The organism is Flavobacterium sp. 9, assembly GCF_002754195.1.
Lineage (GTDB): Bacteria > Bacteroidota > Bacteroidia > Flavobacteriales > Flavobacteriaceae > Flavobacterium.
The window spans coordinates 2,578,472-2,591,873 of sequence record NZ_PEEU01000001.1; the positions used below are offsets into that span (position 1 = coordinate 2,578,472).

Below are 13,402 nucleotides of genomic sequence, written 5' to 3' on the forward strand. Positions count from 1 at the left end.
CATATAAGTTATATAAGTTCATTTAAATTTTTCTTTTGTCACTCTAAGCAATCCCGAAACTTTTGAATCGCTCAAAGTGGCAATTTATATAAAAGAGGATAACTTTTAACAATAATTGGGATTTGGAATTTAAAGATTGGTATTTAAAAGTTGTATTTTTAGCCCCACGAATATTAGAATTTTATTATGAAAAAAGTATTATTTACAACCTTAATAATGATGAGTTTAAACGCCATTGGACAGACTGTAATGTCTCCTGAATTGTTATGGAAATTAGGAAGAGTAAGTGCTCTTGGTCTTTCAAAAGATGCGAAAAATGTAGTTTTTAAAGTTTCTACTCCTTCGGTAGAAGAAAACAAATCGCATTCTAAATTTTATATTGTACCTGTAAATGGCGGAAATGCAACTGAAATTAAGGATACAAAAGAAATTTTGGCTGACAAAAATGTTTCGCCTGACGGAAAATTTTTAATGTATAATGAAGAGGTGAAAATCGACAAAGTTTTAGGTAAAGATTTTTATCCAAAATTAGACAAATCAGAAGTTCAGATTTATGACGGTTTAGATTACCGCCACTGGGATACTTGGAACGAAGGTAAATTTAACCACGTTTTTTATAAAGAAAACAAAGATGGCGCAACTGGAATTGACATTTTAAAAGGTGAAAATTTCGATTCTCCGCAGAAACCTTTTGGTGGCGACGAAGATTATATCTGGTCTCCTGACGGTAAAAGTATCTTGTATGTTTGCAAGAAAAAAGCAGGAACACAATACGCAATTTCTACAAACACTGATATTTATGAGTACAACTTAGAGACTCAAAAAACGGTAAACAGAACCGAAGGTAATTTGGGTTACGATACTGCTCCGCAATTTTCTCCAACAGGAAACCTGACTTGGTTGCAAATGAAACGTGACGGTTATGAAGCGGATAAAAATGATATTATTGTTGAGTTTAAAGGTATCAAAACAAACTTAACGGCAAATTGGGACGGAACTGTAGATAATTTTATCTGGAGTAAAGACGGCAAAAATGTATTTTTTGTAGCTCCGGTTGATGGTACAAAACAACTTTTCACAGTAAACTTTCCAGGATTAACAAGAATTGCAATTCAGGTTCGTCAATTGACAAACGGAGATTTTGATGTTAATGATTTAGTTGGTTTTGCTGGCGACGATATTATTGTTACCAGAAATGACATGAATCACGCTCCGGAGATTTTTTCTTTTAATTTGAAGAAAAACACTTGGAAACAATTGTCTAATGTAAATACTGAAACATACAAAACTGTAGCGGTTAGCAAAACCGAGAAACGTTATGTTACCACTACTGACGGTAAAAAAATGTTGGTTTGGGTGATTTTACCTCCAAATTTTGATGCTTCTAAAAAATATCCAACTTTATTATTTTGCCAGGGCGGACCACAATCTGCGTTGACACAATCGTATTCTTTCCGTTGGAATTTTCAATTAATGGCTGCTAAAGGTTATGTTGTTGTTGCACCAAACCGTCGCGGAATGCCTGGACATGGTGTTGAATGGAACGAGCAAATTAGTAAAGATTGGGGCGGGCAAGTTATGGACGATTACCTTTCTGCAATTGACGATGTGTCTAAAGAAAACTATGTTGATAAATCTCGTTTAGGTTGCGTTGGTGCAAGTTACGGAGGATATTCAGTATTTTATTTGGCTGGAATTCATAAAAACCGTTTCAAAACTTTTATCGCTCACGATGGTGTTTTCAACACGGTAAGTATGTTGGGAACTACTGAAGAGGTTTTCTTTAACAACTGGGATTTTGGTGGTGCTTATTGGGAAAAAGACAATGCTGTCGCTCAAAAAGCGTACACTACTTTTAATCCTGCAACTTTGGTTCAAAACTGGAACAAACCTATTTTAATTGTTCAGGGTGGAAAAGATTTCCGTGTGCCAATTGGACAAGGACAAGAGGCTTTTCAGGCTGCTCAATTAAGAGGAATCAAGAGTCGTTTGGTTTATTTCCCTGATGAAAATCACTGGGTTTTAAAACCACAAAATGCTCAGGTTTGGCAAGGTGAATTTTTTAAATGGTTAGAAGAAACACTTTAACAACATAAATTACAATAAAAAAAGCCGCAGATTTTATATAATCTGCGGCTTTTTTGTTTTTCTGACCTTTGAATTATGTAAGACATTAGCATTAATTTATCTTTTTAAAACAGTTTTTTTTAAATAAATTGCAGTTCATTACTTTATACAAGAATTTCCAAATCCTACTAATACATTTATGGAGAGCAAAAAAAGTTACACAGCGTTAAAAGTCCTCTTCAGTTATGTTGCATTACTGGCTTTGGTTGTTACTGTTGGATGGTTTTTATATTCGGAAAATGTAGTTTATAATAAATTAGAAGATAAAATTGCATTCGAAAAAACCAAAATTCTTAGAGTTAGTAAATTATTCTCTAATGTCTATAAAACGGAGAGTTTGGCGAGAAAAACAATTCAGACAAACTCTGAAGAAGACTTCAAAAGTTATCTCGTTGAAACAGATTCTTTAAAATCCCGAATCGATACTTTAAAACAAATTGTTACGACTCAATATCAAAAGACATTATTAGATAGTGTTACTTATTATTTGTCTGAAAAAACTAAAAACATTCAGCAATTAAAAACAATAAAAAACAAAGCTGACGACGAAGTTTCTGTAAATACTGCAATTGATGAAATCACAAAAATGGAGTTTAAACTTCGAAAATTAGAACTTCAGGATTTTACTAAAAACCCAAACCAATTAGGAAGTTATCAAAAAAATGTGCTTCAGAAATATGTTGATTATCTCAATCAGAATATTCCTGACGATAGTACAAATACATTAAGCAAACAAGCTTCGGATTCTATTCTTGCGAACTCGAAAAAGCTTTTGAGTTCTGTAAAAATGAGAGCCGAAAAGAAAAAGGAATCTCTGAATTTTCAGGAAAATAAATTATTAAAGAATGAAATTGCAATCTCTGAACAACTTCGAAAAGTACTTCGAATTATCGAAAGAGAAATCATTATTAACTCGATAAAAAATAATTCCTTAAAAGAAAAATCTCTTAAAAAAGTCAACGAAATTGTAACGGCTTCAGCTATTATTGGTTTAGTATTGACTTTGTTTTTCTCTATTTTGATTGTGAGCGATTACTCTAAATCGCAATTGTATAAAAAACAGCTTGAGATCGCCAATTTCAAAACTAAAAACTTGCTTAAAAGTCGCGAACAATTGATTTCGACAGTGAGTCATGATTTAAAAACGCCATTAAGTACAATTGTAGGTTATTCGGAACTTTTGGGTAATTCTGATGTTAATACGAAACAATCTTATTTCATTAAAAACATCAAAAATTCTTCCGAATATATTACGCAATTGGTTCAGGATTTACTTGATTTTTCTCAGATTGAAGCCGGAAAAATTTCGATAGAAAAAGTTCCATTTCTCTTGCCTGAAATTATTGACGAAGTTGCAAAAAGTATTCAGACAGTTTACAAACAAAAGAATATCGATCTTATTATTAATGTCGACGAAAAACTGAATTCAAGAATTGTTGGTGATCCGTTTCGATTGAAACAAATTTTGAGCAATATCATTGGTAATGCCTATAAATTTACGGAAGAAGGTTTTATCAAAATCAGCGCTTATATTAGTGATGAAAACTTTTTTACGATTACAATTGAAGACACGGGAATTGGAATTGAAAAATCGAATCAGAAATTAGTTTTTGAAGAATTTGCTCAGGCAAATGAAGGTATCGAAAAAAAATACGGAGGAACAGGTTTAGGCTTATCCATCTGTCAGAAGATAATCTCTATTTTAGGTGGAAATTTGCAACTTGAAAGTACTTTTGGAAAAGGAAGTACTTTTGAAATCCAACTTCCATTATTATTTGATACCAGCCAAAATTCAATTCCTGACGTTAAAAAAACAATCGCGAGAGATATTAAAAAACAAACTTTTATTGTTCTTGATGACGATATCAATCTTCTGAATTTAACGAGCGGTGTTTTAAGACAAGAAGGTCATAATGTATTGTCGTTTAATAGTGCGATTAAAGCGCTTGAAGCAATTAAAAACACTTCTTTTGACTTTGTGATTACAGATATCCAAATGCCGGAAATGGATGGTTTTGCTTTTCTTGAGAAATTAAAAAATTCCGGAAATGCTACTTATAAAAATCAACCTGTAATTGCATTAACGGGAAGAACTGATTTGGATTTTTCGGTTTATTCTAACGCCGGATTTACAACCGTAATTAAAAAGCCATATTCTCCTAAAGTATTATTGGAAACGATTGGGCATATTCTTGAAAATGACGAATTACCTAATACTGAAATTATAGGAAATGACGAAAATACTTCGTCGCAATTGTATTCGTTAAAAACGCTGAATGAATTTCTAGGCAATGATAATGAAGCTTTAAAAGAAGTTATAAAATCGTTTATAGAAAGCAGCGTCGAAAATCTAACTTTTCTGGAGAATGCAATTAATGAAGAAAACAGAGACGAAATCAAGTCGATTGCGCACAGAATTGCTCCTATGTTCAAACAAATTGAAGCACGAGAAATTGGTGATATTCTGAAAAAACTGGAGAAAAACGATTTTGAAATTTCCGAAATGAAAAGTATTTTTAATGATTTACAAGAAAAAACCAATTCACTTTTTGAAGTCTTAAAACAAGAAGTTCTTTAATCGATATTATATTGCTTCAATTTATTGTAAAGTGTCTTTCTGGTAATTTTTAATAATTTTGCGGCTTCAGATTTATTATTCTTTGCTTTTGACAAGGCATGAATAATTGCTTCTTTTTCGTTTTCGGATAATGAAAAATTACCATTGCCATTTTGTTGCTTTTGTATCTGAAAAAATTCTACCGGCAAAACATCGCTTTCAATATAATCTCCCTGAGATAAAAGTGTTGCACGTTTAACGCAATTTTGCAATTCACGTAGATTTCCAGGCCAATTGTAATTTTGGAAAATAGTAACGACTTCCGGTGAGAATCCAATTATATCTTTATTCAATTGCTGATTGGCTTTTTCCAGAAAATAATCTGCAAAAACCATCAAATCTTCGTCGCGATCTTTTAATGATGGAGAAAGAATAGAGAATTCATTGATTCTATGATATAAATCTTCTCTAAAATCGCCGTTTTTTACTGCTTCGCGCAAATCTTCGTTTGTTGCAGTAATAATCCTTATATCGACGTTAATTTCTTTATTGCTTCCAACTGGTTTTATTTTTCGTTCCTGAAGCGCTCTCAACAACTGAATTTGATTTTCGTATGAAAGGTTTCCTATTTCGTCCAAAAATATAGTTCCGCCATTTGCTGCTTCAAAATAACCAATCTTATCACTTATTGCGCCTGTAAAAGATCCTTTTAAATGTCCGAAAAATTCACTTGCTGCCAATTCTTTCGGAATCGCTCCGCAATCAACTGCAATAAAATTATTGTTTTTTCTGGTGCTTTGCTGATGAATACTTTTGGCAATGATTTCTTTTCCTGTTCCACTTTCGCCGATAATCAAAACTGACATATCCGTAGGACTTACCAAATGGATATGATCCAATAATTTCTTAGAAGCTACAGAAATTCCTTTTACAAATTCATTTTCTGTTGCAACCGGCTTTTTATTTGATTTCTTTTCTTTTACGGGAGTTTCTTCAACTTCAGAATTTTGCAATGCATTGGTAATAACCAGCAAAACCTCATCTGGGTTAAAGGGTTTCGAAATATAATCTGCAGCACCGTTTTTAATCGCTTTTACGGCTGTATTAACATCTGAATAACCTGTCATAAGAATAACAGGAATATGAGGGTGAGAAATTTTAAATTCGGACATCAGTCCAATACCGTCAGAATCTGGCAAACGAAGATCTGTCAAAATCAAATCAAAGGATTCGTTCTTGATTGCTATTTTGGCTTCTGCAGCTGAGAAAGCTATAGTTACTTCGAATGCTTTTTTTACTAGAAATTTCTCTAATAATTTACAAAACGAAATATCATCTTCTATCAGTAATATCTTTGGCATTTGTTTTTAGGGACTTTTTTGCTAAAATAATACTAATAAAATTGTCTTTTCACAAAATTATGCAAAAAAAAAGAGATTGCTCGAAGCAATCTCTTTTTCACCAAAAACATAAATCTAATTTCACCTAATTATATCTTCAACCAGTTGCCATTGACATCTGAGTACACAGTAGCCTTTTGGTCACCAACCGATATTTCTAATTTGTATTCTTTCTTTTCGTTAACAAACGCTTTGTCCAGTTTTGCACCGGGATAAGCAGTTTGTAAAGCGGTTTTTACAGCAGCGGGTACAGCATCTGCACTAACTTCAGTATATTCGGCTTGAATAGAAATAGTCATTTTTGCTTGTTCAGGAGTTGTCGGTGTACTTGCGTAAATTGACAAACTTCCAAGAACGATCGCTGCTGATAAGATTAACTTTTTCATAGTGCTCTTTTTAATTATTTTTTAATGATGTTTCCTGAAGCATCTGTAAATACAGTGTACTTTTTGTCTCCGCTTGAAATTTCAAGTTTGTACTGATTCTTGTCGTTTTTGTACGCTTTTTCAAGTTTCGTGTTCGGGAAAGATTTTTCGATAGTCGATTTTACGGCTGCCGGAACAGCGTCAGCAGCTACTTCAGTGTATTCGTCCTGAATAGTTACTGATTGTGTCATCGAAGTTTTTACCGCAGGCGTGGTTGCCTGAACTGATAATCCTCCTAAAATGATTGCCGCAGATAAGATTAGCTTTTTCATAATAAATAGTTTTTATAGTTAGTTTAAATTATTTCTTAAGAATGTTACCTGAAGCGTCTGTATAAACAGTAGATTTTTCGCCTCGAACAGTGATTTCAATTTTATACTCTTTTTTTGAATTTACATATGCTTTATCCAGTTTTACACCCGGATATGCATTGTCAAGAGCTGTTTTTATTGCTGCCGGAACAGCGTCTACTTCTTTATAATCATCCTGAACATTTACTGATTGCAACACTGAATTGGTTACGATAGTATTTCCTGCTTGCATTGACAAACTTCCTAAAACGATAGCTGCCGATAAGATTAACTTTTTCATAGTAATAGTTTTTAAGGGTTAGCCCTGATTATTTTTTGATCCAAGATCCATCTGCTTTAGCATAAAGAGAACCTACTTTGTCTCCTACTGTAACACTTAATTTATATTCTGAACTTGCATTTTTGAATGCTTTTGAAAGAATTGCGTCTGGATATGCTTTTTTAAGAGCATCAGTTACTGCAACTGGAACTTCTTCTAATTTAATTTCAGTGTACTCGTCTTGAACTGAAATTGTTTTTACGATTGTATTTGAAATTGGAGAAGTTGATGCAAATGATGTTAAACCTCCCAAAACGATTGCGGCTGATAAAAATAAATTTTTCATGATAGTTGTACTTTAGTATTGTTAATTTTAGTCTGATATTGCTAATTTGAATCTTCACGAGAATCGATTTAGATTAATTACTTGATTATTTTTTAATCCAAGATCCATCTGCATTAGCAAAAAGATTTCCTACTTTGTCACCAACTGTAACGTCTAATTTATATTCTGATTTTTCGTTTTTATATGCTTTTGTAATAACTGCTGTTGGATATGCTTTTTTCAAAGCTTCTGAAATTGGAGCCGGTAATTCTTCCAATTTAATTTCTGTATATTCGTCTGAAACTACAATAGTTTTTACAATAGTATTTGTTATTGGAGCTGTTGAAGCGAATGAAGTTAAACCTCCTAAAACAATTGCGGCTGATAAAAATAGATTTTTCATAATAGTATATTTTAATTATTTAATAGTTTGTTTACGCTTTAGGTAATGAAATTATTATGCCGTTACTTAAATATGATGCGCAAAACCTATTAAACACCTATAAATAAAGGCTTTAATTAAAAATTACTATTGTTTAAAATTACAAAAAAGTGTGTAATGTGTTCAAAAAGCGTGTAAAAAATATACACTAAAAGTGTATACATCATACATTTAACAACAAAACCCGATAAGTTTTAAAGCATATCTGATTAGTTTAGAAAATAATCATCCCGTAGGAATGTCTGCTTGGTAGTAGATTAAATTTAGTCAGCAGTATACGTTCCGTAGGAACGTTTGATTAATCGAAAGAGATTCTGTTTTGGTTAATTTCAATGAAACAAGTGTCCTTACAGGACACAACGCAAAAATTGTATTATTTTTTTCTACCGATCAAATATTCCTACGGAATATTAAATAGTATAACATACAATTTGATTAGATTAAATAAACCCAAAACCATATATAATAAAAAAGGCTGTCAAAAATTGACAGCCTTTTTATAATTATTCTATTGGATTCATTTTAAAAGTATCCATAAATGCAGTTGTATAATCTCCTGCAATATATCTTGGATCATCCATTAATTGTCTATGGAAAGGTATTGTAGTTTTCACACCTTCGATAACGAATTCATCAAGAGCTCTACGCATTTTACTAATAGCTTCTTCACGAGATTGTGCTGTAGTAATTAACTTAGCGATCATTGAATCGTAATTTGGCGGAATACTATAACCTGAATAAACGTGAGTATCTAAACGAACTCCGTGTCCACCTGGCATATGAAGTGTAGTAATTTTTCCTGGTGAAGGACGAAAATCGTTATAAGGATCTTCAGCATTAATACGACATTCAATTGCGTGTAATTGTGGTAAATAGTTTTTTCCTGAAATTGGAATTCCGGCAGCAACCATAATTTGCTCACGAATCAAATCATAATCAATAACTTGTTCTGTAATTGGGTGCTCAACCTGAATACGCGTATTCATTTCCATGAAATAGAAGTTTCTGTGTTTGTCCACTAAAAACTCTACTGTTCCAGCTCCTTCATACTTAATGAATTCTGCCGCTTTTACAGCAGCTTCTCCCATTGCAGCACGCAATTCGTCTGTCATGAATGGTGAAGGTGTTTCTTCAGTCAATTTTTGGTGACGACGTTGTACTGAACAGTCTCTTTCAGAAAGGTGACATGCTTTTCCGTATGAATCTCCAACAACCTGAATTTCGATATGACGTGGCTCTTCGATAAGTTTCTCCATGTACATTCCGTCATTTCCAAATGCAGCGGCAGCTTCCTGACGTGCACTTTCCCATGCTTTCAATAATTCATCTTCTTTCCACACCGCACGCATTCCTTTTCCACCACCACCAGCGGTAGCTTTAAGCATAACCGGGTAACCAAATTCTTTAGCTAATTTTTGTGTTTGTTCGAAAGATTCTAATAATCCGTCAGAACCTGGTACACATGGAACTCCCGCAGCTTTCATTGTAGCTTTAGCAGAAGCTTTATCTCCCATTTTATCAATCATTTCAGGAGCGGCACCAATAAATTTGATTCCATGCTCTTGACAAATTTTTGAGAATTTAGCATTCTCAGAAAGAAATCCATATCCTGGATGTATTGCGTCTGCGTTAGTAATTTCTGCAGCAGCAATAATATTTGACATTTTCAAATACGATAAGTTACTTGGAGGGGGACCAATACAAACCGCTTCATCAGCAAACTTAACATGTAAACTCTCTGCATCGGCTGTAGAGTAAACTGCTACAGTTTTGATTCCCATTTCCTTACATGTACGAATTACACGAAGTGCAATTTCTCCTCTATTCGCAATTAATATTTTTTTAAACATCTTATTTTAATTAGATAATTAGACAATTTGATAATTAGATAATTTTAGATGATTAACAAAATTTCGATTGTGAATCCTTCTAAAATCTAAAATCTAAAATCTAAATTTATTTATGATGGATCAACTAAGAATAAAGGTTGGTCAAATTCTACAGGAGACATATCGTCAACAAGAATTTTTACAATTTTACCTGAAACTTCTGATTCGATTTCGTTGAATAATTTCATTGCTTCAATTACACAAAGAACATCACCTTTTGCAATAGTACTTCCTACTTCAGTAAAAACTGGTTTGTCCGGAGATGGTTTTCTATAAAAAGTTCCAATAATTGGAGATTTTATAGTAATGAATTTAGAATCTTCAGCTGGAGCTGCCGCTTCACTATTTACATTTACAACAACCGGAGCAGTTTGTTGTGGAGCAACTGCTTGAGGCAACGCAGCCTGAGCTGGCAATTGTTGTACATAAGTCGTTTCAGTTACATTTCCTTCTAAAGTAGTTCTGATAGTGATTTTTACATCATCCATTTCTAACTTTACTTCTGCAACTCCCGAATTTGCTACAAATTTAATTAGGTTTTGAATTTCTTTTAAATCCATAATGATTTGATTTTAGTTTTAATTTATTTCTTATCGTAAGCCCATTTTAGGTAAATAGATCCCCAAGTGAATCCACCACCAAAAGCAGCAAAAATAATATTATCTCCTTTTTTAAGTAGGTGTTCAAAGTCATTTAACACTAAAGGCAAGGTTGCTGAAGTTGTATTGCCATATTTTTCAATATTTACTAATACTTTTGAATCTTCAAGCTCCATTCTGCTAGCAGTAGCATCTATAATACGTCTATTAGCCTGATGTGGTACTAACCAGTTAACATCTTCATTAGTCAAATTGTTTCTTTTCAGAATCAATTCACTTGCATCAGCCATATTGGTAACAGCAAATTTAAAAACGGTTTTTCCGTCCTGAACAATATTGTGTAGTTTATTTTTTACGGTCTCTTCAGTAGTTGGTATTAGAGAACCTCCGGCAGATATTTTAAGAAAATCGCGTCCTACACCATCGCTTCGTAGGTATTCATCTTGTAAGCCTAAGCCTTCATAATTTGGTTCGAATAAAACAGCTCCTGCTCCATCTCCAAAAATAATACAAGTTGCTCTGTCTGTATAATCTACAATTGATGACATTTTATCAGCACCAATTAATAATACTTTTTTGTATCGTCCTGACTGTACATAAGCTGCAGCAGTAGACATACCATATAAGAAACTTGAGCACGCCGCCTGTAAATCATATGCAAATGCATTAGTGGCGCCAATTTGTGTTGCAACAAAAACTCCTGTAGAAGCCACGGGCATATCTGCAGTAGCTGTTGCCATTATAATCATATCAATCTCTAACGGATCAATATTAGCTTTTGCTATTAAATCCTGTGCTGCTTTTATACCAAGAAACGATGTTCCTTTGTCAGCATCTTTAAGAATTCTTCTTTCTTTAATTCCGGTACGAGTAGTAATCCATTCGTCATTGGTATCGACCATTGTTTCTAAAACTTTGTTCGAAAGTACAAAGTCTGGAACGTATCCTCCAACAGCGGTAATTGCGGCTGTGATTGTATTCATTATATTCTATTATTTCGTTTCAAATACATCGTATCTGAAAAATTTTTAAAAGACTTGAAAATTACAAAAAAAAAACGAAATGAATTTGTATGCATTTTCTTAAAAAAAGAAAATTATAACCAACAAAAAAAACTCTCACTATGTGAGAGTTCTAGTATCATTTACGAAAACGTATTAAGCAACCGCTACAGATTTATCGATAACAACTTGCCCTCTGTAATACATTTTACCTTCATGCCAGTAAGCTCTGTGGTATAAATGTGCTTCTCCAGTAATAGGACATGTAGCGATTTGAGCTACAGTAGCTTTATAATGTGTTCTTCTCTTATCTCTTCTTGTTTTCGAGATTTTTCTCTTAGGATGTGCCATTTTACTATATTATTTATCCGTTAATAGTTTCTTTAATTTGTCCCAACGCGGGTCAATATCTTCTTCTTGTTTACTCTCTTCTTTTTCTTCTTTGACTTTTAATTCATTCAGTTTTGATAAAGCTTCACTTTGTAAAGTTCCGTCTTTTACTCCTGGATGAACTCGTTTTAGCGGTACCGAAAGTGCAATCATTTCATAAATGTATTGTATTACATCTATTTCATGCTCTCCGTGCGGCAGGATCAACAACTCTTCGTTATCATTATTGAATTCATCTCCAAAACGAACAATTAATTTCATTTTCCCTTTTATAGGAAGATCAAAATCTTCGCCTGTTAGATCACAAGGTACATTTACAGTTCCTTTGTGTTTGAATTCCAACTCTAACATGTTGCTTTTCTTATCTAAAACTAAACCTACTTTGATATCCGAACTTTGAAATTCGTCGTAATCAAAGTTCTCAAAGAACGTGTTACTTATTTGATACTCAAAATGGTGTTTTCCTAGTTTTAATCCTATGAAAGGAATTAAAAATTCTTTTGTTTTGCTCATTTCAACATCAATTTGACCAATTGGTATCTAAAACTCAGATACCTGAATTGGGGTGCAAAGATATAAAATTATTATAAAACTAATAATCTTATTCACCTTTTTTTGTTTATAACTGTTTTTCTTTTATTTTAAGAGGTTTTTTACTAATCTCCTCATACTGATTACGCGAGTTAAAAATATCAATCGCAAGATAAACTGCCTCTTTAAATGAATTAAAATCTGCCATGTCTTTTCCAGCAATATCGTACGCTGTACCGTGATCCGGCGAAGTTCTTACTTTATTTAAACCTGCTGTATAATTGACTCCTTTTCCAAAAGACAAAGTCTTAAAAGGAATTAATCCCTGATCGTGATAAGTTGCCACAATAGCATCATATTTCTCATATTGACCGCTTCCAAAAAAACCATCCGCAGGAAAAGGTCCAAAAACCATTGTTCCGGCATCAAATAATTTCTTTAAAGTAGGCTTCAAAATCAAATCGTCTTCTTTTCCTATAACACCACCATCACCAGCATGCGGATTTAATCCTAAAACAGCAATTTTTGGTTTTACAATACTAAAATCCTGAATTAAAGATTTTCTAACGGTTTCGATTTTTCTTGTAATCAATTCTTCTGTCAAATGCGATGAAACTTCGCTTAACGGAACATGATCTGTCAATAAACCCACTCTTAGATTGTCCTGCACCATCATCATTAATGCATTTCCTTCTAATTCCTGATCCAGATAATCTGTATGTCCCGGAAATTTAAATCCTTCTGACTGAATATTATATTTATTGATTGGAGCTGTTACCAAAACATCAATTGTACCTTCTTTCAAAGCTTTGGTTGCAGCCACAAATGACTTTATTGCATATTCTCCAATTTTCTCATCATTTTTACCCAGATTAATATCTACTCCTTCTTTCCAAAGATTAAATACATTTACTTTTCCCGGCAAAACCTGATCTAATTTATCAACGCCGTGAAATTGAACTGTCGAAGTAAAGCTTTTCTTAACGAAAGAAAGTATTTTGGCGTTTGCAAAAATAACTGGCGTACACATTTCTAACATACGTGAATCCTCGAATGTTTTAAGTATAACCTCGCTTCCAATACCGTTTAAATCTCCAATTGAAATTCCAACAATTATATTTTCTGCTTTTTTATTCATGAGCTCAG

General features: G+C 33.1%; 14 protein-coding genes. 2 read left to right on the top strand and 12 right to left on the bottom strand.

Going from position 1 to position 13,402, the window contains the following annotated elements:
* Positions 1-186 precede the first annotated feature (186 nt).
* Together CLU81_RS10525 and CLU81_RS10530 are read left to right on the top strand one after the other, a co-directional pair.
* Positions 187-2,088 (top strand): S9 family peptidase, encoded by a 1,902-nt coding sequence (locus tag CLU81_RS10525; RefSeq protein ID WP_099709757.1) that lies wholly within the window; start codon positions 187-189, stop codon positions 2,086-2,088.
* 178 nt (positions 2,089-2,266) lie between these two features.
* Positions 2,267-4,705 carry an ATP-binding protein gene (locus CLU81_RS10530; RefSeq protein ID WP_099709758.1) on the top strand — a complete coding sequence of 813 codons (2,439 nt, stop codon included), beginning with the start codon at positions 2,267-2,269 and terminating at the stop codon, positions 4,703-4,705.
* Here CLU81_RS10530 and CLU81_RS10535 read toward each other — a convergent pair.
* The 12 genes from CLU81_RS10535 to pdxA form a co-directional block, all read right to left on the bottom strand.
* Positions 4,702-6,045: a sigma-54 dependent transcriptional regulator gene (locus CLU81_RS10535; RefSeq protein ID WP_099709759.1), complete on the bottom strand. Its 1,344-nt coding sequence runs from the start codon at positions 6,043-6,045 to the stop codon at positions 4,702-4,704. The genes CLU81_RS10530 and CLU81_RS10535 overlap by 4 nt on opposite strands.
* Positions 6,046-6,173: 128 nt before the next feature.
* Positions 6,174-6,470, bottom strand: a complete 297-nt coding sequence (locus tag CLU81_RS10540; RefSeq protein ID WP_099709760.1) for a hypothetical protein — start codon at positions 6,468-6,470, stop codon at positions 6,174-6,176.
* 14 nt (positions 6,471-6,484) lie between these two features.
* Positions 6,485-6,781, bottom strand: coding sequence for a PepSY-like domain-containing protein (locus CLU81_RS10545; protein WP_099709761.1), 297 nt, complete (start codon positions 6,779-6,781; stop codon positions 6,485-6,487).
* Positions 6,782-6,809: 28 nt separating this feature from the next.
* Complete coding sequence (locus tag CLU81_RS10550; protein WP_099709762.1) at positions 6,810-7,100, bottom strand: hypothetical protein; 291 nt, start codon at positions 7,098-7,100, stop codon at positions 6,810-6,812.
* Positions 7,101-7,128: 28 nt separating this feature from the next.
* Complete coding sequence (locus tag CLU81_RS10555; RefSeq protein ID WP_099709763.1) at positions 7,129-7,425, bottom strand: hypothetical protein; 297 nt, start codon at positions 7,423-7,425, stop codon at positions 7,129-7,131.
* A gap of 85 nt (positions 7,426-7,510) precedes the next feature.
* Positions 7,511-7,807: a hypothetical protein gene (locus CLU81_RS10560; RefSeq protein ID WP_099709764.1), complete on the bottom strand. Its 297-nt coding sequence runs from the start codon at positions 7,805-7,807 to the stop codon at positions 7,511-7,513.
* A gap of 542 nt (positions 7,808-8,349) precedes the next feature.
* A complete protein-coding gene (accC, locus tag CLU81_RS10565; protein WP_026983588.1) occupies positions 8,350-9,696 on the bottom strand; it encodes an acetyl-CoA carboxylase biotin carboxylase subunit in 1,347 nt (448 codons plus the stop codon).
* Between the two features lie 110 nt (positions 9,697-9,806).
* Entirely contained in the window at positions 9,807-10,295 is a 489-nt protein-coding gene (gene accB / locus CLU81_RS10570; protein ID WP_099709765.1) for an acetyl-CoA carboxylase biotin carboxyl carrier protein, read from the bottom strand.
* Positions 10,296-10,318: 23 nt separating this feature from the next.
* Positions 10,319-11,317 (bottom strand): beta-ketoacyl-ACP synthase III, encoded by a 999-nt coding sequence (locus tag CLU81_RS10575; protein WP_099709766.1) that lies wholly within the window; start codon positions 11,315-11,317, stop codon positions 10,319-10,321.
* A gap of 174 nt (positions 11,318-11,491) precedes the next feature.
* Positions 11,492-11,686: a 50S ribosomal protein L32 gene (gene rpmF / locus CLU81_RS10580; RefSeq protein ID WP_007137315.1), complete on the bottom strand. Its 195-nt coding sequence runs from the start codon at positions 11,684-11,686 to the stop codon at positions 11,492-11,494.
* A 9-nt stretch (positions 11,687-11,695) separates the two neighbouring features.
* Positions 11,696-12,238, bottom strand: coding sequence for a DUF177 domain-containing protein (locus CLU81_RS10585; RefSeq protein WP_099709767.1), 543 nt, complete (start codon positions 12,236-12,238; stop codon positions 11,696-11,698).
* 106 nt (positions 12,239-12,344) lie between these two features.
* Positions 12,345-13,394 carry a 4-hydroxythreonine-4-phosphate dehydrogenase PdxA gene (gene pdxA, locus CLU81_RS10590; RefSeq protein WP_099709768.1) on the bottom strand — a complete coding sequence of 350 codons (1,050 nt, stop codon included), beginning with the start codon at positions 13,392-13,394 and terminating at the stop codon, positions 12,345-12,347.
* Positions 13,395-13,402: the final 8 nt, after the last annotated feature.